This window comes from Brachyspira aalborgi (assembly GCF_008016455.1).
In the GTDB taxonomy this organism is placed as follows: Bacteria; Spirochaetota; Brachyspiria; order Brachyspirales; family Brachyspiraceae; genus Brachyspira; species Brachyspira aalborgi.
The window spans coordinates 2157252-2179385 of sequence record NZ_SAXU01000001.1 but is presented as its reverse complement, the minus strand read 5'-3'; the positions used below and the strand labels follow the sequence as shown (position 1 = coordinate 2179385).

Annotated in this window: 24 protein-coding genes; 9 read left to right on the top strand and 15 right to left on the bottom strand. The window is 22.9% G+C overall.

Going from position 1 to position 22134, the window contains the following annotated elements:
• The 5 genes from EPJ79_RS09830 to EPJ79_RS09815 form a co-directional block, all read right to left on the bottom strand.
• A complete protein-coding gene (locus EPJ79_RS09830) occupies nt 1–264 on the bottom strand; it encodes an EscU/YscU/HrcU family type III secretion system export apparatus switch protein (RefSeq protein WP_021957840.1) in 264 nt (87 codons plus the stop codon).
• Nucleotides 257–1318, bottom strand: a complete 1062-nt coding sequence (locus tag EPJ79_RS09825) for a hypothetical protein (protein WP_147739363.1) — start codon at nt 1316–1318, stop codon at nt 257–259. The genes EPJ79_RS09830 and EPJ79_RS09825 overlap by 8 nt, the downstream gene beginning before the upstream one ends.
• A 15-nt stretch (nt 1319–1333) precedes the next feature.
• Complete coding sequence (locus tag EPJ79_RS09820; protein WP_147739362.1) at nt 1334–2008, bottom strand: ribonuclease HII; 675 nt, start codon at nt 2006–2008, stop codon at nt 1334–1336.
• Nucleotides 2009–2012: 4 nt separating this feature from the next.
• Nucleotides 2013–2165, bottom strand: a complete 153-nt coding sequence (locus tag EPJ79_RS11595) for a hypothetical protein (protein WP_158634369.1) — start codon at nt 2163–2165, stop codon at nt 2013–2015.
• Nucleotides 2166–2329: 164 nt separating this feature from the next.
• Nucleotides 2330–2815, bottom strand: coding sequence for a hypothetical protein (locus tag EPJ79_RS09815; protein WP_147561755.1), 486 nt, complete (start codon nt 2813–2815; stop codon nt 2330–2332).
• A 157-nt stretch (nt 2816–2972) separates the two neighbouring features.
• Between EPJ79_RS09815 and EPJ79_RS09810 the strand changes: the two genes are divergently transcribed.
• Nucleotides 2973–3950 carry a WESB_1763 family membrane protein gene (locus EPJ79_RS09810; RefSeq protein WP_147739361.1) on the top strand — a complete coding sequence of 326 codons (978 nt, stop codon included), beginning with the start codon at nt 2973–2975 and terminating at the stop codon, nt 3948–3950.
• Between the two features lie 11 nt (nt 3951–3961).
• Here the strand turns inward: EPJ79_RS09810 and EPJ79_RS09805 are convergent, their stop codons facing one another.
• Together EPJ79_RS09805 and EPJ79_RS09800 are read right to left on the bottom strand one after the other, a co-directional pair.
• Nucleotides 3962–4834: a DNA adenine methylase gene (locus EPJ79_RS09805; protein ID WP_147739360.1), complete on the bottom strand. Its 873-nt coding sequence runs from the start codon at nt 4832–4834 to the stop codon at nt 3962–3964.
• A gap of 2 nt (nt 4835–4836) precedes the next feature.
• Entirely contained in the window at nt 4837–5955 is a 1119-nt protein-coding gene (locus EPJ79_RS09800; protein ID WP_208745271.1) for a hypothetical protein, read from the bottom strand.
• Nucleotides 5956–6140: 185 nt separating this feature from the next.
• On the opposite strand from EPJ79_RS09800, the gene EPJ79_RS09795 reads away from it, so the two are divergent.
• Together EPJ79_RS09795 and EPJ79_RS09790 are read left to right on the top strand one after the other, a co-directional pair.
• On the top strand, nt 6141–9398 hold the full coding sequence (locus tag EPJ79_RS09795) for a helicase-related protein (protein WP_147739359.1): 3258 nt from the start codon (nt 6141–6143) through the stop codon (nt 9396–9398).
• 165 nt (nt 9399–9563) lie between these two features.
• Nucleotides 9564–12689 (top strand): Eco57I restriction-modification methylase domain-containing protein, encoded by a 3126-nt coding sequence (locus tag EPJ79_RS09790; protein WP_147739358.1) that lies wholly within the window; start codon nt 9564–9566, stop codon nt 12687–12689.
• Nucleotides 12690–13029: 340 nt separating this feature from the next.
• Here the strand turns inward: EPJ79_RS09790 and EPJ79_RS09785 are convergent, their stop codons facing one another.
• Nucleotides 13030–14193 (bottom strand): hypothetical protein, encoded by a 1164-nt coding sequence (locus EPJ79_RS09785; RefSeq protein ID WP_147739357.1) that lies wholly within the window; start codon nt 14191–14193, stop codon nt 13030–13032.
• Between the two features lie 823 nt (nt 14194–15016).
• On the opposite strand from EPJ79_RS09785, the gene EPJ79_RS09780 reads away from it, so the two are divergent.
• Together EPJ79_RS09780 and EPJ79_RS09775 are read left to right on the top strand one after the other, a co-directional pair.
• The gene (locus tag EPJ79_RS09780) at nt 15017–15616 is read left to right on the top strand and encodes a hypothetical protein (protein ID WP_147739356.1); all 600 of its coding nucleotides are present in this window, start codon (nt 15017–15019) and stop codon (nt 15614–15616) included.
• Between the two features lie 10 nt (nt 15617–15626).
• Nucleotides 15627–16361, top strand: a complete 735-nt coding sequence (locus tag EPJ79_RS09775) for a hypothetical protein (protein ID WP_147739355.1) — start codon at nt 15627–15629, stop codon at nt 16359–16361.
• A 143-nt stretch (nt 16362–16504) separates the two neighbouring features.
• Here EPJ79_RS09775 and EPJ79_RS09770 read toward each other — a convergent pair whose 3' ends face one another.
• Both EPJ79_RS09770 and EPJ79_RS09765 read right to left on the bottom strand, forming a co-directional pair.
• Complete coding sequence (locus EPJ79_RS09770; protein ID WP_147528997.1) at nt 16505–16747, bottom strand: DUF2442 domain-containing protein; 243 nt, start codon at nt 16745–16747, stop codon at nt 16505–16507.
• 2 nt (nt 16748–16749) lie between these two features.
• Nucleotides 16750–17004: a DUF4160 domain-containing protein gene (locus EPJ79_RS09765; protein WP_147530943.1), complete on the bottom strand. Its 255-nt coding sequence runs from the start codon at nt 17002–17004 to the stop codon at nt 16750–16752.
• Between the two features lie 253 nt (nt 17005–17257).
• Between EPJ79_RS09765 and EPJ79_RS09760 the strand changes: the two genes are divergently transcribed.
• Nucleotides 17258–17449: a hypothetical protein gene (locus tag EPJ79_RS09760; protein ID WP_021957530.1), complete on the top strand. Its 192-nt coding sequence runs from the start codon at nt 17258–17260 to the stop codon at nt 17447–17449.
• Entirely contained in the window at nt 17449–17715 is a 267-nt protein-coding gene (locus EPJ79_RS09755) for a type II toxin-antitoxin system YafQ family toxin (RefSeq protein ID WP_147739354.1), read from the top strand. Before EPJ79_RS09760 ends, EPJ79_RS09755 begins: the two co-directional genes overlap by 1 nt.
• A 132-nt stretch (nt 17716–17847) precedes the next feature.
• Here the strand turns inward: EPJ79_RS09755 and EPJ79_RS09750 are convergent, their stop codons facing one another.
• Together EPJ79_RS09750 and EPJ79_RS11685 are read right to left on the bottom strand one after the other, a co-directional pair.
• Nucleotides 17848–18108, bottom strand: coding sequence for a Txe/YoeB family addiction module toxin (locus tag EPJ79_RS09750; RefSeq protein ID WP_147739353.1), 261 nt, complete (start codon nt 18106–18108; stop codon nt 17848–17850).
• A complete protein-coding gene (locus EPJ79_RS11685; protein WP_167497317.1) occupies nt 18105–18278 on the bottom strand; it encodes a hypothetical protein in 174 nt (57 codons plus the stop codon). Before EPJ79_RS11685 ends, EPJ79_RS09750 begins: the two co-directional genes overlap by 4 nt.
• A gap of 234 nt (nt 18279–18512) precedes the next feature.
• On the opposite strand from EPJ79_RS11685, the gene EPJ79_RS09745 reads away from it, so the two are divergent.
• Together EPJ79_RS09745 and EPJ79_RS09740 are read left to right on the top strand one after the other, a co-directional pair.
• On the top strand, nt 18513–18719 hold the full coding sequence (locus tag EPJ79_RS09745) for a hypothetical protein (RefSeq protein ID WP_147718714.1): 207 nt from the start codon (nt 18513–18515) through the stop codon (nt 18717–18719).
• Complete coding sequence (locus EPJ79_RS09740; protein ID WP_147528993.1) at nt 18716–18991, top strand: type II toxin-antitoxin system YafQ family toxin; 276 nt, start codon at nt 18716–18718, stop codon at nt 18989–18991. The genes EPJ79_RS09745 and EPJ79_RS09740 overlap by 4 nt, the downstream gene beginning before the upstream one ends.
• 652 nt (nt 18992–19643) lie before the next feature.
• Here EPJ79_RS09740 and EPJ79_RS09735 read toward each other — a convergent pair.
• The 3 genes from EPJ79_RS09735 to EPJ79_RS09725 form a co-directional block, all read right to left on the bottom strand.
• On the bottom strand, nt 19644–20861 hold the full coding sequence (locus tag EPJ79_RS09735; RefSeq protein ID WP_147739352.1) for a PDDEXK-like family protein: 1218 nt from the start codon (nt 20859–20861) through the stop codon (nt 19644–19646).
• Nucleotides 20862–21230: 369 nt separating this feature from the next.
• Nucleotides 21231–21464 carry a hypothetical protein gene (locus EPJ79_RS09730; protein WP_147739351.1) on the bottom strand — a complete coding sequence of 78 codons (234 nt, stop codon included), beginning with the start codon at nt 21462–21464 and terminating at the stop codon, nt 21231–21233.
• 66 nt (nt 21465–21530) lie between these two features.
• The gene (locus EPJ79_RS09725) at nt 21531–22064 is read right to left on the bottom strand and encodes a leucine-rich repeat domain-containing protein (protein WP_147739350.1); all 534 of its coding nucleotides are present in this window, start codon (nt 22062–22064) and stop codon (nt 21531–21533) included.
• Nucleotides 22065–22134 lie beyond the last annotated feature (70 nt).

Sequence of the window (22134 nt, the reverse complement as noted above, 5' to 3'; positions counted from 1 at the left end):
TTATAACTCTGCCTTTAATTTGTATATATATCTTAATATTATACTAACAGCTTCATAAAGCGAATAAGGAATTTCTTCTCCTATATCTAATTTCATTAAACTTTTTGCCGTATCTTCGTCTGAAACTACGGGAACATTATATTTCTTTGCAAGCTCGACTATTTTTTTAGCAAGCAATTTTTCTCCTTTCGATATAACTATAGGAGCGTTATGAATTTCCCTTTCATATAATAAAGCTATAGCGTTTTCAATATCTTTATTCATTTGTATATTCCATTTTTAATTTTAAATTATCAAAAATTTTAAGCTCTTCGTCAATAATATATTTTGTATCTCTGCATTTTTTATATAAATTTTTATCAAATAATTTTAAAGTTATTAAATATTCGTTTTCAAATCTTTCAATTATAATTTTGCATAATTCTTTATTTTCTTCATTGTCGTAAGCTATAAAACTATATTTATTATTTTTTCTATCTCCGTTTATATATAATAATATTTCTTTTAATTCATTATCTATTATAAAAGGAATCGGAATAAAATAAAAAAGCGAATTATTTTTATCTTTTCTATTAAGCGATAATATTTTTAAAATCATAATTATTATATCTTTATTATATTTATTATCCTTATCTTCAAAATATAATTCGTTATGAAGCATGTCAAAGAGCATAAACCAAACGCTAAAATATCCGTTGGTTTCTATATAATTTTTTAAAAATTCCCTATCGTTTCTTTTTAAATTAAAAATCATGTTTTTTAATATTTCGGCTAATTTATAATTTTTGTTAGAGTTTTTTATTGATAAGTCAAAATTTACGATTTTATTAAAGATATTTCCAAAATTTTTAATCTCTTCTTCTGTGAAATAAATATTATTTTTCATAGCGTTAATAAAAAATTCTTTTTTTTCGTTATTCGGCAAATATTTTAAGACGGTTTCATAGTAAATTATATTTTGATTATTTACTTTTATATTTTTCGACAATAATAAATTTGCTATTTGAGAATTTTCTTTTCCTGCCGAACTTATGTTAACCGAAATACCATTTTTTATATTTTCTTTAGCTTCTTTTACGCTATTTACATTTTTTAAGATTGTTAATATTAATTTATTATTTTCTTTTGAAACCAATGCAAAACCTTTTTCGATTATTTTATCTTTAAATATAGCTATAATTTTATTTCCCATAATATTTACAATAGCTTTATCGTTATCAAGTTTTCTTACAAGCGAAAATTTAACTATATCGCCATTTTTTATAGATTTTGGGCTTTTATTTATTATAGAATTAAAATATTTATTAATATTTATCATAAAAAATCTAAAAAATTATAAAATAAAAGAATCTTTATTATTATCGTTTTTTTTATCTTTATGATTATAAGATTTTATAGGCTCGAAAGAGAATCTATGCATATCGCTTGGACCATATTTTTTAATAGCTTCAAGATGTTCTTTTGTTCCATAACCTTTATTTTTAGAAATTTTATATTTTTGATATTCTTCGGGCAAATTATTCATTATTTCGTCTCTGCAAACTTTAGCCAATATGCTCGCGCAACCAATAGAATAAGATTTTAAATCGCCTTTTATTATTGAAATTTGTTTTATATCAATATCGATTTTCAAAGCGTCTATAAAAAGTATATCGGGCTTTATTTTCAAATTTTTTACAGCGTTAATCATAGCCGATTTTGTGGCATTTAAAATATTAATTTCGTCTATTATTTTTTCTGAAATAGAATAAATTGAATAGGAAATAGATTTTTCAATTATTTTTTTAGAAAGTTCTTCTCTTTTTTTAGCCGTAAGTTTTTTTGAATCTTCTATTCCGTTTATTATATCTTTATTGTCTTTTAAACTTAAAGGCATTATTACCGCAGCGGCTGTAACGGGACCAAATAAGCATCCTCGTCCGACTTCGTCTATACCGCAAATATATTTATAGCCTAACTTTAAATATTCTCTTTCGTAGGCTAATTTGTCATTATCGATTTTAATCATTATATTACATAAATAATATTAATAATAACAAAGCGGCTGTTATTCCCATTAAGGAAAACAAAACAACGAAAATATTATTTGAAATATCCTTTACTATAATATTTTCAAATTTTTCTGTGCTTTCTTTTACTTTTTTGTTTTCGATTAAAATTGACATTTTATTCTCCTTAAAAAATAAAGTGTGTAAACATAAAATAGTTATCATAATAATACATTAAATTTAATTTAAAACAAGTCTAATTTTTAATTTTTTTTAATATATTTTTTGGAATTTTTGATTTTGATATTTATATAATTTAAATAATTATTAATAAATGATTTTTATATATTCTTTGATTTTTTGATTTCGGATATTTTTACTTCTTTTACTTTCTCTCCGACTGATTTTTTAAGAATAAATTTTTCTCTGTCTTTTTCTGATATATAATAATCGTTTCTTAATTTTACTATTATATCTTTTGCAGTATTTATACCGCCATAATTTTTATAAGCGTCTATCATCATTTGAATTAAAGATATAGTTGATGGAAGCCCTATATAAAGTATAGCTACGGTTGCTGAAGGAACTGCGGATATAGCGGAAACTAAAACGGTTTTGCTTTTGCTTAACTTTTTTGAAGATAATACGGCGGTTACAGAAACTATAATTCCGCCAATAAGAATTCCCCAAGCTATTTTGCCCGTGTTTTTTATATTTGCTATTTTTCTGCCTAAAGACGCTTCTATATATATCATATCCTCGTTTGAATATAAAGCGTCAACAAGCTCTTCTTCATTCATGCAAACTTTAATCGTTTCGTTATTCATATTAATAAAAACCTCAATACAGTTTAATTAGTTAAATATAATTAAATATAATAAATTAATCGGAAAAAAGTTGATTAATTTTATATATTATAAATTAATATTATTGAAATTTTTATTTATCTAAAATAATATTATAGAAAATAATTCGGATAAATAAATGTTTTATATTTTAAAAAACAAAATTGCAAATAATAACTCGTTTATAAAAGGGTATAATTTTTGGACAAATGCGCTTATTATAGCCGTTATTATTAATTTTCTTTTTTTTAGAACTCTATTTTTAAATATAGAAGAAAATTCTTTTTTTTATTTAATAAATTATATTATAGAATACGGAATATTTTTAGCTTTCTTTTTACTTCTATTTTATAAATTTTATAATTATCTTTTTAACTCTCAAATATCAGACGGAATTTTAGGAATAATTTTTTTAATATTTGGAGTATTAAAATTATATATAAGCGACATAAATATTTATAATATAACGGAATTATTATTTTTTATTTTTACTTTTTTAATAACGATAAAAACTCTTCTTCCTTTAATATTATTAAAAAATATAAATGAACTTCAAAGAGGAGCATATATATTTATTCTTATCTCTCTTGGTTTTTCTAATTTAAATTATATTATTCTTTCTGCAAATAAAATTATAGATAACGATATTATGCATTATATTTCTTTATATTTAATAGAATATAAGGGAAAAGTTTCTTCAATATCTTTTATAATAATTATGATAGGCTATATTATAATTTTTGCAAAAAGAATGATTAAAAAAAATATATACAAATATTTTATTTTTATTTTAGTTTTTACAATCGTATTTATATTGAAATCGAAATATAGCTATCATTTAATAATAATTTCTTTTTACAACGCTCTTGGAATCGGGCTTTCTTTTCCTTTCATTTTATATGTTGGCATAATATTTATGTTTCTTATTATTCTATTTGGTTATTTAACGGATTCTATTATTTCAAAAAAATATTCCGCAGAATTTTTAGTTTTCACTTTATTTATACTTGCAGGCTTGGATATGAGCGGTTTTACTTTAAGATTAATGTCAATATTTTCAATAATAGAAATGTCGGAAATGGTTGAATTAATTGAGATTAAAGATAAAGAATTATAATTTTTTATATTTTATAAAGCGGACAATTCTTTAATTTTTTGTTTATAAATAGAATTATTAAGTTTTAATTCATAATTACTAATCAATAATTCCTTTCCAATATCGGCTTTTCCTCGTTTATAATTATTCATTCCATATTGCAAATCCCACTCGAGAATATAAAAATCTTTATAAAGTTCTTTTATATATTCGCAATTATCATAAGTAAGCAAAAATTTTGATTTTGTTTTATATAAATAATCTCTCAAATTTTCATGATTAAAATTTAAATGCAAAATTCCTTTTTTGCCATATAATTTAGATTTTACAGAACTATAATAAGGCGGGTCTAAAAAAATAAAAATGTCTTTTTGATTTTCAAAATTGTTATCTATCGCATTAAAAAAATTATCGCATGAAAAATTAAAATTCTTAATTATTTTATGAGTGTTTTTTAATCTATCAATAGAACTTGTTGTAAATCTTGATTCGTAAGCTTTTTGAGAAAATCCTCCGCTATCTACAATACCCGAAAAAGTAATTCTATTAAGAATAAAAAAATCAATTCCTCTCTCAAGTATAGAAAGATTAGATTCTCTTCTATATAAAATAAAATTATACAAATCTTTACCGTTTTTAAATCTATTTTTTAATTCTATAATTCCTTCAATTAATTTATTAGGATGAATTTTTAAACTCTGCCAAAAACAATATAATTCGTAATTTAAATCGTTTACATCTATTTGTATATTATTCATAATTTGAGCTATATAAATACCGACAGAACCGCCTCCAAAAAATGGCTCTTTATATATCTTAAAATCATTCGGAAAATATTGGCATAAAAATTTTATCGCTCTACTTTTTCCGCCTGGATAACGCAAAGGCGATTTAACTAAATTCATACTTAAGCCTTTTGAATCCATATATAAAATTTATTTCTTTCGCATTCAGAATTTAATTTATATATAATTTCTATTTGTTTTTTATTTAGTTTATTCGATTTTATAAAAGATTCTAAATTATTATTTGGCAAATCTACATTGCTTTTTAATGTGTTTGAAGTTAATCGCAAAACTATTTTAAAATCTCTTTTTGTTTTTAAATCTCTAATTTCACATAGATTATTATAAAGCATAAGTTTTAATAAACCGTCTTTAATATCGTCATTTGAGGGCAAAATAGAATTTTTACTATGTTTGCTTTCAATTAAATACAAAATATTATTTTTATCTAAAACATCGTCAATAGTAAAATAATAATATCCGCCTAAATAATTTTCTATTTCTATTTTTGTTTTTTCTCCTATTCCGACAGATTCTTTATTGTGCAATGTTAAAACTTCTCTATTTTGCGCGCTCTTTGCTTTATATCTTGAATATTGCATAAAAGTTTCTTTGTCTTTAGTAATATTGATTTTAAATTTATCTATATTTTTTACATCATGAAGTTTTATTTTAAGTTTTTGCGAAATATAATTGTAAGAATTTTTAACTTTATTTATAAGATTTAATAAATTTTCGTTATCTAATTGATTAAGATTCCAATGCAATGCCGATTGATGATAATTGTTCAATATTTCAAGTTGTTTATATATAAAGCTTGATTTTAATTTTTGATTTGTTATTTTATTTAGTTTATTCGTATTTCTAATATTTTTTTCGGCGTCTTCGTAGAATCCTAATATAACATATACATTAAGCAAACTCATTAAAGAAATTGTATCCCATTGCAAATAATCTATATCTCCATCGATTCCTTCGTCTTTAATGATTGGTATTATAGTCGTAACCTTACAACCGAAAGAATCAAAACTATCATATACTCTTGCAAAAGGATATGAGCGAGTGCGTTTAGGACTTACCCATTTACTTAACGATATAATTTTATTATTAATTTGAATATAACTTTTACTTGGCAAATAGTTTATATCTATATTTTCATGATTTAAATTGAATGTTTTTAACTCTTCTCTCCAAAATTTTTGATACGAAAAGTTTTTTATTTTACCAAATAATATTTGCACTATTGCCTCAAGATATATTAAATTAAGTATTAAATAAAATTATATAAAATTTATCATAATATACAAGCATAATATTTTTATAAATTATTTTACTATATTTAATTTATTTCATAATATATAATAAATATAGAATTAAAATATAACTTTATAAATTATATAATATTTTTTAGAGAGGAAATTTAATTATGATATTAGTCGATAATTCGGAAGAATCAAAAAGTTTGCTAAAATATTTTGAAAAACAGTTTTATAATATTGATAATGAAAACGATATTCATAATATAAAAGAAATTTGCATATTAACCGCTTATTGTTATTATGAAGTATTTTCGTATATAATTAAAAATGAAAATGCAAGAAATATATTTTTAAATGCGAAAGTAAAAATACTTATCGGAATGAATATAGATAACAAAACAAGAAGATTATATTTTAATGATAATAAAGATAACGATAAAGCTATAAGCGATTTTAAAGAATTTACTTTAACTGAAAATAAAGAATATTCTTCAATAATAGAATTATTTAAATATAAATGCGAAAATAAAACTCTTGAAATTAGAAAAACGGCGGAATATATGCATGCTAAATTATATTTATTTAAATACAACGAAGAAGCGGAAAGAAACGCTTTTTTAATAGGCTCAAGTAATTTTACGCATCGCGGAATTAAAGACAGAAAAGAACTTAATATATATTGTAAAGACGGTTTTAACGAACTTTATAATTATTTTGAAGAAGAATGGAATAAAGCTCATGAAATTCTAAATAATAAAAATGAAGAAGAATTCTTTAGAAATATTATTAAACCGACTAAAGAAGATAAAAAAGATAAAGACGATTTCGGTTTGCCTTATAAAATATTTCTTAAAGTTATATACGAATATTTTGAATTTATTAATAGAGAAGAATTATTATGTTCGCCTGCAGATTATGGTTATAGAGATTATAAATATCAAATTGAAGCTATAAAAAGCGGAATAAACGGAATTATGTTATATAACGGAGTTCTAATTTCCGATGTAGTAGGTTTGGGAAAAAGTATAATCGCTTCTGCAATAGCGAAAAATCTTTTATTAAAAGAAAAAGTAGAAGAGATAATTATTATTTGTCCGCCTAAAATAATAGATTCTTGGGAAAATTATAATATCGAATTTCAAATTAAAGCTAAAGTTTTTAGTATCGGGCTTTTAGATAAAGCTTTAGAACATGTAAGAAATCATAGAAAAAATAGATTAATTATAATAGACGAAGCTCATAGATTTGTAAATAATAAAACTTATTCTTATGATATGATAACTAATATATGTTTTGGTAATAAAGTTATAGCAATTACGGCGACTCCTATGCATAATACGACTTCCGATATATTTTCAATAATTGATATTTTCGATAGAAAGCTTACTAAAAATAAAAATATTGAAGAGGCAAAAATTAAAATATTAAAAGAAGAGAGAGAATTAAAATCGAAATATAAAAAATCTGAAAACTCAAAAGAAGAGAATATTAAAAAAAGTAAAGAGATAGCAAAAGAAATAATGAGTTTAATACATACTATTATAATAAGAAGAACGAGAAACGATTTGCTTGAATCTTCGGAATATAGAAAAGATTTAGAAAAACAGAAAACGGAATTTAACGATGTGGAAGAGCCGAAACTTCATAATTATGAGCTTGGAGATTTATCAAAATTATATTACGACACTTTAGAAAAAATAAGTCCTTATAACGAAGATAACGAAGACAATAAAGATAATTCTAATATTTTTAAGGGCGTTAGATATAAGCCTTTAATTTATTTGAAAAAAGAAACGATAGAAGATAAAAGGAAAAGCGCGGAAATTGTTAAAGCGGTTTACGGAGAGGATGCGAATTTTGATTTTGCCGATTTGTCTTCAAATAATATTGCAAAGTTTATGAGGCATTTACTTGTTAGGAGATTTGAAAGTTCTATTTTTGCATTTAAAAAAAGCGTAGACAATATGATTGCAAAATACGAAAACATAAAAATGTGGATTAGTAAAAATCGCTATACTATTTATAAAAGAGGCGATGTAAATTACGAAGATTATGACGATGATAACGATATAATGATAAAAGATAATTCTAAAAAATACGAAGGACTTTATATAATAGAAAATGTTAAAGAAGTTTTAAGCAAGGAATTTTTTATTGATTTTGAAAACGATTTAAAAATACTTAAAGAGATTAAAAAAGATTGGGAAAATATAGGAATTGAAAAAGATAAAAAGTTTTTCAAATTAAAAGAAGAATTAAAAAAATTCAAAAAAGAAAACGACAAAAGAAAAATAATTATATTCAGCGAGTTTAAAGATACTGTCGATTATTTATATGAATCGATTTGCCAAGACGAAGAATTAAATTATTTACTCAAACCTTTAAAATCGGTTGCAGATTCAAAAAATAGAGAAACTGTTAAAGCGAATTTTGACGCATCGCTTGAAGAGAGAAAACAAGAGAGCGAATATTTTTTACTTATATCTACGGATACGCTTTCGGAAGGAGTTAATTTGCATAGAGCGGGAATAATTATAAATTATGATATTCCTTATAATCCAACGAGAGTTATTCAGAGAGTTGGAAGAATAAATAGAATTGGAAAAAAACTTTTTGATAAAATTTATATTCACAATTTTATTCCGAGATTAGAAGCTCAAAAAGATATTAAAAATTGGCAGATTTCTAATTTCAAACTTACTTTAATTAATTCTATTTTTGGAAACGACACCAAAATACTTCAAAAAGACGATGAAATTAATTCTTTGTTTTCTTTGAAAAGAGAAGCGGGAATTATTTCGGATTTAGAAAACGATATAAGTTGGGATATTGAATATAGAGAGATTTACAATAAATTAAATCAAGATAATAATCTTTTGGAAGAAATTAAAAATATGAAGGATAATATTTTTATAAGAAGAGAAAACGATTTTAACGGACTTGTTGAAATAAGAAAAGGAGAAAACGGAATATTTGGAGGATTATTAAAAAATTCTGTTATGGATTATAATATGGCAAATATATTTAAGATTTTGAAAGCGCAAGAAAATGAAAAATCTTTTAAGCCGAGCGATAAAGCGGAAAGTTTAATTGCCGATTTTGAGAGAAGAAAAAATATTAAAAAGATTAATTATAAACCTGACGCTTTACTTAAACTTGAAAGATATAAAGAAATTATGGGGCTTGAAATTTCTTTAAATGATAGAGAATATATTGAAAAAATTATTAAGGGAATTGAATATAATATTTTTACTGAAAAACAAATTAAGAATATTGAAAAAGCTTTTAAGAATAATAATGGAATTGAGATACTTAAAGAGATTAAAAAGATAATAGATTATAGTTCGCTTAATTATATTAATTATATTGAAAGCGATTATTTGAAAGATTCTATTTTGGTAGTAAGGGAAGAGTTTTTTAAATAAAATTTATTAATTAATTTTTCGCATAAATTAATTTTTTAGGGCTTGTTATTTTTACTTTTAAGTTGTTTAATATGGTAAAATAATAAATTTGTAGAAAGTATTTTAATTTTAATTTTAATTTTAATTTTAACTTTAATTTTAATTTTTAATTTATAAGGATTATTTATGAGTAAAGATTTTTTTAGATTTGATAAAGAATATAGCAGGGAAGAATGGACTAAATATTTAGGAGATAATTTTAAATATGAATACGGTTCTATTCCTAATCAAAATAGCATAATTGAAAAATATATTGATTGTTTGGATGATTCAAATAACGACGCGATAATTTGGCTTGGCAATTTAAATGTCGATGAAGATATCGGAGTTTATGAGATTAGAATAAAAAATACTAAAACGGGAAGCAGAGTTAAAATTTCTAAAATATGCACGGATATTATAAAAAGCGGAAATAGAAATTCTTTCGGGAAAGGAATATTTTTTATTTTATATTCTAATGAAAATGAAAAAGCTTATAGAATTTCTTATGTGAAATATGATAAAAAGGTAAATGAAAATCTTGAAGTGAAAAAAGATTTGAGCGACCCGAAGAGATTTACTTATTTACTTGGAGAAAGAGCGAAAGTAAAAACGGCGCAAAGTAGATTAAATAAAGAAGCGTTTTCAAGCGTTAAGAAAATTGAAGAAGCTTTTAGCGTAGAACCCGTCAACGAAGAATTCTATAAGGGAATTAAAGAGTTGTTTGATAAGATTTGTAAAGATGTTTTGAAGAATTTTGTCGGAAACAAATCAAGTGAAAATAAAGAAGGTGAAGCTTTAGCTAGCGACTGCTTGCTTTCAGCAAAAGAATTTAGTTTAAGGTTTTTAGGAAGGGCGCTTTTTTGTTGGTTTTTGAGAGAGAAAGATTTGATACCGAAAGAAATTTTTGATTTTATAAATATTGGCGAAATGAAAACGAAAGATAATTATTATAAAGAAGTTTTGGAGGAATTATTTTTTAATATATTAAATGTAAAAATGGAAGAGAGAAAAATTGAAAGTAAAATAATTAATAAATACGAAAAACAAATTCCATTTTTAAACGGCGGATTATTTTTAAAGAAAGAAGAAGATTATAAAGTAAAAACTATTGATAATGAAATAATAAAAGAATTGTTTGAATTTTTTGAAAAATATAATTTTACTGTAGATGAAAGCACGCCATTTGATATTGAAATTTCTATTGACCCTGAAATGCTTGGGAGAATATTTGAAAATCTTCTTGTAGCAATAGATACTAATGAAAATTTGAATATAGGCAATTCAACATTCTATACACCAAGAGAAATAGTAGATTACATGGTTAAAGAAAGTGTAAGACTATCTATACAAAATAATACAAAAAATATTAGTGAAGAAGAAATAGAAAAAATATTTAATTCTAATGAAGATATAAAATTAGGTAAAAAAGAAATATATGAATTATTATCAGTTTTACATAAAATAAAAATATTAGACCCAGCTTGTGGCAGTGGAGCTTTTCCAATCGGAATATTGCAAAGAACTTTTATGATTATAGATAAATTAGACCCAAATCATGAATTTTATAAAGAATTATTACTTAAAAATATTAAAGGACAAGCTAAAATTGAATTTGAAAAACTTTACGAATCAAAAAAATTTGATTACGCTTATAAACTTTATATACTTCAAAATATGATTCATGGAGTAGATATTCAACCGATTGCGATTGAGATTAGCAAATTGAGGGCATTTTTGTCTTTAATTGTGGAAGAAGAGAAAAATGAAAGTGAAGAGAATTTGGGAATAAAACCTTTGCCTAATTTGGAATTTAATTTTATATCAGCAAATAGCCTTATGCCACTTGAAGTAAAAAATAATACTCAACAATCTTTTAATTCAATGTATGTTGACGGCATAATAGAAAAAATAAAATCAATTTCGGAAGATTATTTTAACGCTTCTTCAGAAGAAAATAAAAATAATATAAAATATAGATTTGAAGAATTGAGAGACTTTATAGTTAATAATGATTATTTGGAAGCGGAAGATAAGAAAAAATTTTTATCTTGGAATCCTTTTGAAAATAAATCGACAGACTTTTTTGATAGCGAGATTCAATTTGGGACAAAGTTTTTTGATATTGTTATTGGCAATCCGCCTTATTTAGAAGCGAGAAGTAAAATTTTTTCTGATAGTATGAAAGAAAACTATCAAAATAATATATTAATTAATTTTCATAAAAATAAAAAACTTTTAGGTAAAGGCATGGATTTATCTTTATATTTTTATATTAAATCTTTGCAACTTATAAATGAAAATGGATTTATAACTTTCGTTTGCACTAATTCTTGGCTTTCTACAAAATATGGAATAAATTTTCAAAAATTTTTAATAGAACAAAATTTAAATATAACATTAATAGATACTGATTTTAAACATTTTAGCACCGCTGCAATTAATACAATAATTAGTATTTTCCATTATGATAATAAAACTAATTTAACATTAAAATATTTTAGAGAAAATTTTGCAAAATATAATGAATTATATTCTTATTCTATAGGAGATAAAAATTTAATGCTAAATTATAAATGGAATATATTATTTACGGAAGAATTAGATATTTTATTATCAATATTAAAAAAACTATCAAAAGGTTTAACCATAGATAAAATAGGGTTAAAATATGGACAAGGTTTAAATGGCTATAAAGTTAGTTCAAAAGGCAATATTCATTTTTATCATAAAGAAAAGCCAAGTTTTACTTTTACAAAATCATCAAATAAAATAGATAATCTTAAAACTAAACGAACACCGCCAATTTTTATAATGCCAAGAGGTATTGCATATTCTCATTATTGTTGTTTTAATAAAATTCATTCATATTCAGATAGTTATGTTGAAATTTTAAAAAGCGATAATTCTAATAATATAAAAGAATTAAAAGATAAAAATTTATTAAGTATTTGGTTATTTTATAATTCAACTTTAGGTTGGTTTTTAAGAGAAATTACGGGAAGAAATAATTTAGGCGGAGGTTTATTAAAAGCGGAAGCCTTTGATTTACAAAATATACCTTGCGTATTTGATATTGATTTAAAATTAGCTACATTAATATATAACAAAACTAAAAATTTAAATATATTAACATACGATAAAGAAATAAATACCGAACACCATAAAGAAATTGATAAAGTTATTTATGATAGCATAGGTTTAAATAAAAACGAAAAAGAATTTATAAATAATAAATTTATAAATTTGATAGAACAGAGAAAAAGTAAATAAATTGTAATTTTATTGTTATATATAAAACAGAGGGCAATAGCCCTCTGTCTTTACCTAATAAAGCATTTATTTTTTTGTTTTTTTATACTTTACAGGTATTCGCCATGCTTTGTAGCCATAATCTTTGGCATAAAGGATTCTCCCAGAGTTACCTCTGACTTTCCTTTTTGTTACAAATATGTAAGGCATTTTTACCTCCTTCAAGGAGATATATCTTGAAATTTAATCATAATTAGTATAAACTAATTATTATATTGATTATTTACAAGACATACCTTCTTGTAATTTTTATTTAAATATCTTAACAGTTGCAGCTGTTAAGATATTTCTTGTAAATTTGTTATTCTTTTTTTATTAAAATATTATTTTCTACTTCTCTATTGCCTATACCTGTAATTATTAATCCATCGTCATCCCTTTGCAGTAATTTTTTCGTGTTTCTACTAGCATTACTTATGGCATCGAATACTTTAAATTTTATATTATTATTAGTAGCAGCTATTAAAAAAGAATATACATAATCATCATTTATCCTATTAGATAATTCATTTATATTTTTTGATATCCAATATACTGTGATAACAACACTGGTTATAGCGCTATTAATTTCTAATGATTTGTAAAAATTAATCCATTCTTCTATTTTTTCTTTCCCAAATTCCTTATCTATATCTATATATTCTAGTTCATTTCTATTAGCATTTTTTACTTTGTTTTTCTTCTTTTTTATATTTTTTTTATTTTCAATATTTTTATTTATAGGCTTGCTATCAGATTTAACTTCTTTATATGCATTATAAATATTTATATTATTTAATATATATTCTATAGTGTTTAATATTTCAGCTGGATTTCTTTTTGTATCATAATCAATATTTATATTAATATTGATATTTAAATTATCATTACTAATAGGTATATTCAAAATATTTTTATTATTAATTTCAGAGGCTGTATAATTATAATCATATAAATCCTTATGTTTAACATCTAAATTAAAATTTTCAAATTCATTTTTATTAAAAATAATTATATTGTTATCCATTGATATAATTTCCGCCTCTTTAAATATTTCTAATAGCGTATTAGCTCCTATTTTAGCGTATTGATTACTTGGTTTATCAAAATAATTAATAATTATATTAGTAAGTGCTTCTACTGTTAAATTCGTTTTATTTAATTGAGCAAATATTAATTCATTTAAATCTTTATTATTTTTTATCATTTTTATCAATATTTCTTTTATTTTAATATTGTCTTCTAAATTATAGGCTTTAGCCAGTTTTAATCCAATATCAGTAATGATATTTTTATTATTATCATTCTTTTCAAGAAATCCTATAGAAAATAAAAAAGCATTATTTCTACTTATAGTGTCAGAATTTATTTCTGTTTGTCTTGATAACTCATCCCTTTCTATTATCATATTTATATCTTTTTTCCCACAAGCCATCATAATTTTTTTTAATTGTTCGTATGCTAAACTAGGTAGTTTAAAATCCATGTAATCCTCCTTTTTATTTTACTAATATGTGATATAATTATTTCTTAATAATATCACATAATTAAAAATATTACAATATAACTCTTATAACAAAATATATTATTGATTAAAACAATTATATATTTACGATTATCATTGTAGCATTTTATAAAAATTTTTCAATATAAAAATATGATATAATTGTTAACTTTATAAAAATATTTTTAATAATACTACATTTAATACAGAAATCTTATAAAAATAATTGATAAATTTATGTATGAATATTTTTTATACACAATTAATTTCTAAAGAAATTAATTGTAAAAAGAGTATTGATATATAATAAAATAATGATATGTATCTTATATATTTAAGTAATTATTATTAATGAGGTTAATAAATTCTAAATTTAAATATAAGCAAAGCGATAAAAAATATGCACAGGTTGATTTGTCCTTCGTATGATTTGAGTAAAGAGGAAACGGAGTTTATTATTGGTTATGAGTTGGAGTTTAGGGTTTAGTTGATAGATGCCTAAATGAGATTGGCACACAATGGGCTACAGCCACATTGTTATTAAGATAAGTTAACGGTTGTAAAGAGTAAAGCTAAATGGAATGATACTGAAAAAGAGGAAAAGGAAATAAATGAGATTGTTTATAAGTTATATGATTTAAGTGAGGAGGAAATAAAGATAATTGAAGGGGAATGATTATTTAATTTGTTATTATAATTATACTTGTTTTTATGTTTGTATATAGCAATTAAATTTGATAAATGTTTTATTTGTAGTATAATTGCATAATAGTGAAATTAATTATAATACAAATGGGGAATTTTAATGTCAAATGAAAAAATAAAAAAATTAGAAGAACATATTGAAGAATGTAGAAATATTTTATACAAAAAGAAACCAAAAGAAGCGGAAAGTCAAATAAAGAAAATTAAAAAAGCTTATGAAGGGACTAAACATTTTAATACAAAACAATACGATGAATATGATACAGGATTTATCTCTATGTTAGAAGCCAATTCACCTTTGCAATTAAATCGTCTTGAAGGATTAATTTCAAAATTGGAAGTTTACCGTGCAGAATTAATAGACGAATATAATACACAAAAAAAGCAAAATCAAACAAATCAGCAAAACATAAATATAAATAATCAAAATAATAATACTTCAAATGCATCAATAAATCAAAATATAACGATTAAATCGACTATAGAAGATATAAATAAAATACCAGATAATATTTTAGATAAAGAAGCTAAAGAATATTTGGAAGAAATCTTATATTCTATTGAAACCTTAAAAGAAGAAAATAAAGATAAAGCAAAAGAAAAAGTATTTAAAGTTTTAAAATATATTATTGATAAAGGTTTTGAAGTAGGAATAGCGATTTTACCATATTTAGGGGAAGTTTCAAAAGTTTTAATATAAGGTATTTATTATGAATAATATTATTTCTACAATATCAAACAATCCGTTAATTTCAACAATAGTTGGAAGTCTTTTTAGTAGCATTATAATTCTTATTGTAAGTATTTTTATAAGTAGAAAGAAAAAAATTTTATCATATAGAATTATATATAATAATTTATTAATTACCAATAGCGAAAATATAAAAATATTTTATTCTGATAAAGAAATAAATAATATATATATAGTTATAATTGAAATTGATAATGCATGTAATAGCGAAATTAAACCTGAAGATTACGATAAAAATATTTCTATTGTTTTTGACGAGAGCATAAATATATTATCTGCAATAATTAAAGAAAAATACCCTGACGATTTAGATGTTAATTTAAAAATGAAAGATAATAAAGTTTTATTAGATAAAATACTTTTAAATAAAAATGATAGGTTTATAATTCAATTTGAATTAACATCAAAAAGCAATTTGATTAAAGAAAAATTAGATAAAATACAAGTATCAGCACGGATAGCTGGATTTAAAATTAAAAAAAGAAAGCATATTTCTTCTTTTTCCTATTTACTAAATATTTTTTACGCTATGACAAATTCTCTTATTATATTTTGTCTTGGTATTACTCTATATTATGAAAAAAGGTTATATTTAATTTCTTATATATGCATTATAATATCCTATATAGCTATGGCTGGAGCTATATTTATATGTATATTTTATATTTATACAAAAAAGAGAAGCAAGTATTAATAAATTATAATATAGATTAATATAAATTAGGTTACTTTATTTCGTTTAGTTTGAATTGCTACGCCTCACTCTGTGTGCCGTTGACAAAGGTTCGCAATGACTAATTTTTTTATATAAAAAAGATATATTAAATATTTTATTTTTCAATTATTATAATAAATTTCATTGCAAGATATATCTAAATAATCGTTCCAATAAATGCCATAACCTTGAATATCGATTTTTACCAATTTAAATAAATTTTTATCTCGTTTCAATATTTCAAAATCTTTATTTACTTCTATAAGTTTATTTAAATCGTAAAATCGTTTTTCTCCGCTTTCAAATAAAACTTGTAAAGTAAAATTGTCTAAAGCTTCTACATTTTTTATTTTATGAAACGACATAGCTACTCCAAAGGTTCTAATTGTTTAAAATTTTGCGTTTGCCATATATTTAATAATTCTGCTTGATTATTTTTCGCCCATTCCAAAACCATAGAAGACGCTTTGCTTGGTAAATCGCCTTCTATAATTTTTAATTCGTTAATATCCACTACGCCGACATATTCTCCATATATTGCATGAAAATGCGGCGGATTATGTTCTTTCTGCTGAAAATACATTTTTATTATAATTCCATAAAATCTTGATATAACGGGCATTTTGCTATCCTCTAAATTGATAAATATATTTTAACATATTAAAAAAAATTATAAATAGTTTAAAATGGAATAGTTTATAAATATTAAATTATTATGTCGGTTGATTTGTCCGCTTTATTGTTTGACGGAGGAGATGGAGTTTATCATTGGTTATGAGTTGGAGTTTAGTAAAGTGGGAAATAAAAATTGACTTATTGGTTTGTAAATTGTATAATTTGTTAATAAATAAAATTCAAATTATAGGGAGAAAATAATGACTGTAAAATTAACTATAGAAAATGCTAACGAAGATTTGATAAAAGCTATAAAAAGTATGGCTAAAATATCTAAATCAAAATTAAAAATAGAAGAAAAAGGAATAGATAAAGCTATAAAATCTTATAAAAAAGAAAAAGACAATTTAAAAACATATAAAAACTTTGAAGAGTTTGAGAAAGATTTATAATGTATAGATTTAAGCCATCGTCAAAATTTAGAAAACAATACAAAAAATTAAATCAAAAAGATAAAGAAATTACTAAAAAAATTATAAATAAACTTTTAAATGACGAAATATTAGAATCAAAATATAAAGACCATAAATTAATTGGAAAGTATGCAGGTTTTAGAGAATGCCATATAAAACCCGATTTACTTTTGATATACAAAAAAGAAAATAACGCTTTAATACTCGTATGCATTGCTATAGGTTCGCATAGCGATTTATTTTAATTAAATAAATAATTATAGATAGGTTGATTTATCATTTGTATGATTTAACTTATATATGAGACGGAGTTTATTATTGGTTATGAGTTTGGGTTTAGGGTTTAGGCAGAATACAATTAACTACTGAATAATTTTTTATTTATCATAATGATATTTGCATGAAGTAATAATTAGTTTTTCATTTTCTATATGATAAACCAATCTATGTTCCAAATTAATTCTTCTCGAATAGAAATCTTTTTTATCGTATTTTAATTTTTCGGATTTTCCTATTCCGCTATAGGGATTTTTTATTATATCTTTAATTAATTCGTTAATCTTTTTTACGATATGTTTATCTTTATTAACCCAATAAATATATTCTTCCCAAGCCCTTTCGTTAAAAACTATTTTCATTTTTCAAATTCTTCTAATTCCTCGATAGTTTTCGTTATTAATTTTCCGCTATTTTCCATATCGAGCGCTTCGTCAAGATATTCGCTCGCTTTTATCAATTCTATAACTCTTGTAATATTTTCTTCAGGCATTTTGTCTATAATTTGAATTAATTCTTCTTTAATCGTCATAAGTCTCTCCTTTTTTATAATTATACAATTTAGAGTTTTAAAATCAACTATTTATTAACGCAGATTTTATATTTGATTTGTCCGCTTTACGGTTTGACGGAGGAGGAGATGGAGTTTATTATTGGTTATGAGTTGGAGTTTAGGGTTTAGTAAGCGGAAAATAAAAATTGACTTATTGGTTTGTAAATTGTATAATTTGTTAATAAATAAAATTCAAATTATAGGGAGAAAATAATGACTGTAAAATTAACTATAGAAAACGCTAACGAAGATTTGATAAAAGCTATAAAAAGTATAGTAAAAGTTGCAAATGCAGAAATTAAGATAACGAAAGAAAAAATTCCCGCTTGGCTTAAAGAAGCAAAATATATGGAAAAAAATCCTCATAAATATAAAACTTATAAAAATGTTGACGAAATGTTTGAGGATATTTTGAAATGAAATACGAAGTTCAATATTCTAAAGAATTTAGGAAAGGATTAAAGAAATTAAAAAACGATAAAAATAGTTTAAATCTTGTAAGAAATATAATTAAAAAATTAGCAAATAACGAAATATTAGAATCAAAATATAAAGACCATAAATTAATTGGAAAGTATGCAGGTTTTAGAGAATGCCATATAAAACCCGATTTACTTTTGATATACAAAAAAGAAAATAACGCTTTAATACTCGTATGCATTGCTATAGGTTCTCATAGCGATTTATTTTAATTAAATAAATAATTATAAATAGGTTGATTTGTCCGCTTTATGGTTTGACGGAGGAGGAGATGGATTTTATTATTGGTTATGAGTTGGAGTTTAGGGTTTAGTAGGAGTTCTTTTTTGATAACAAAAGAAAAAATTATTTGTTTAATAGAGTCTTTTGTTTCACTTCGTTTAATTTGGATTGCCACGCTATCGCTCGCGATGACAAATTTTTTATTAAATAAAAAATATCAATAAAATTAACATTTTAGAATTTATGGAATTATATTCCCTTGCCATAGAAATTATTAACCTTATTGATAACAGTGGACTTAACCACCTTGAACGCTTTTTCTTGTAATCATATTTTTCTAGTCATTGCAAACCTTCATTCCAAAAGTGAAGCATAACAATTCACATTTAAAATTAAATTTTCCAACGCTTCAAATTACAAAATAAAAATTATATTTCAATTTTAATTATTTAAATCGTTTTTAATAAAATTATTTAATCTATTCTTTAAGTAATTCGTATAAATCAATCATCGCTTTTGCAATTTTTTGTGGATTATCTTTTTCTGTATTTATATAATAAACAAAAATCCACACGTCATTTTCGTCATATTTAAAATATCCAAATATATTTTCAATAGAAACTTTTAGTTGTTTTTTCTTAATTATTTGATTTTTTTATCTTCTTCTTCTGCTATACCCAAACGACATATTATAGAATTATCTTCGCAGTCACTTTGTAAGAATACACTTCCAAGCCCTAAAAAATAACTACTATCAATGGGACATTCATTATCAGTAAAGATATATTCGTCTTTATTTGGAGCATAAAAATTACCTTTTTTATAACCTTGCTTTTCTAATTCTTTAATTACATCTTTTGTAAATTTCAAATAATGGGGAAAAAATTTATCTATAATAACTTTTCGATTTTCTCTTTCAATTTCAGCTTCAATTTCTACCCTTTTCTCTTCAAGAAGCCCTATCACTTGAGATTTAAACATATTAATATATTCGTCTACATCCTCAACGGTTTTAATGTCCTTAAAAATATTTTCCTCTAAAATTTTTTTAATTTTTCCTTCTGTCATTTTATCTCCTTGACTTATACTTAATTCGTTATTTATTATTTGTATAAGCGCCGATTTTAATAATTTATAATCATTTTTATTGTCTTTGCTTTCAATATTCAAAAAAGAAAATTCTTCATTTTTTAATATTTTCTTGTTAATCCATTTTCCTATTTCTTCATGTTTTATATTTTTAAATTTGCCGTAAAGTTCGCTTCCTTCTTTTTTATACAATTCTTTACTCAAACTTTCTTCGCTCGGTTCTCTTTCATAAGGCGTCAAATAAATTATATATATTTTATCGTATTCTTGGCTTTTTACATGATTATAATAATTTTTGAGCTGTTTATAACCGTCATCAGCCCAAATTTTATTTTCTATAATTATCGCAAATTCTTTTTTATAACCGATAAAAATATCTATTCTTTTTAGCTCTTCGGTTGAAAGTTCCCGTTTTATTTTTATGTCTTCGATTTTAATATTTTCTAAATCAAATTCCCATCCGAATTCTTCGGTAATATATTTCAAAAATAATTTAGCGAAACCGATTTCATTTCCGTTATGTTTAAATTTTATATCCAAAAAATTAGCGAATAAATTGCTATTATAATTTTCATGATTTAACAAATTAATAAAATTAAAGACATTAAATTGAGGCGGAAGTTTTTCCATTTCCTCTTTAACTTTTTTTCTAACTTCAATTAAAGATTTAGAAATATTTCCTAAATGATTTAATTTTTCTTTTTCGTCATTTTTAAAAGCGTTTATTAAAGTTAATAATATATTTTCTTCTTTAGTTAAACTTTTAGCCATAAAGTTTTTAATTCCTTTTATAAATTTAATTATAAATTAAAGACAAATTAAAATCAAAGAAACTTAATATTTTATTCATAATATTATTTATATATCAAAATATATTTTATTTAATTTTTTAATAAATTATATGAAGATAATTAAAAGTCAATTATAAAAAATAATTTTTTTATAGTAATTCTTTATCGCCTTCTTTACAATCGGAAATAAGAGCTTCGTTTATATCTACTTTTGATTCGTTTTCTTTCTCTTCTTGCAATTTTAAATTTTTTTCTGATTTCATTTTTAACTCCTTAATAAAAAATTAATTTATGTATTAATTATAAATTATAACAAGTATCATAAGTAATACTTGTTATAACTCTATTTTTACCTATCAAAATAATGATTTATTTGTATATTTTTAAGTTTATTTAAATTTAATATTTCTTTTGGCAATTTATTTATATTTTTTCTCCATATTAAATTAAAACTTTTAAGATTATTTAAATTGCCGATTTCTTTAGGAATTTCTTTTAAACTTACGCAATTTATATCAAGTTCTTTAAGTTTAGTAAAATTTCCTATTTCTTTGGGAATATTTTTTAAATAATGGATTAACAACTTAAGTTTTTTCAAGTTTGATTAAATTTCCAATCTCTTTTGGAAGTTTATTTAAATTTACAGAGCCTATATATAGCGCTTTAAGATTTCAAGGTTTCCAATTTCTTTTGGCAGATTTTTTAAATTCCAACAGCGTATAGTAAATTCTTTAAGCTTTGTTAAACTCCCAATTTCTTTGGGCAATTCTTTTAATTTTTTATTATCCGATATTTTAAATATTTCAAGATTAATTAAATTTCCTATTTCGCTTGGCAATTCTTCTAAATCATCGCTATTTATTTCAAGTTTCTTAAGATTATATAAATTTCCAATTTCTTTTGGTAGATTTTTCAAATTCCAACACCATATAGTCAATTCTTCAAGTTTAGTCAAATTGCTTATTTTATCGGGTAATTCTTCCAAACCGTAGCAAAGTATATTAAGTTTTTTAAGATTAACCAAATCAAACATTTCTTTAGGAAAAGTTTTTACATCGTAAGAGGCTATCTCAAGACTTTTAAGATTAATTAATTTTCCAATATCTTTTGGAATTTCTTCTAAATTGTCATAACCCATACAAAGACTTTCAAGATTTGTAAGCTTAAAAATTTCATTTGGCAAATAATCTATTTTCTCATGTTCTATTTTCAGTTTTTTATATTTTCTAATTTTTCTTTAAGATACAAACTTT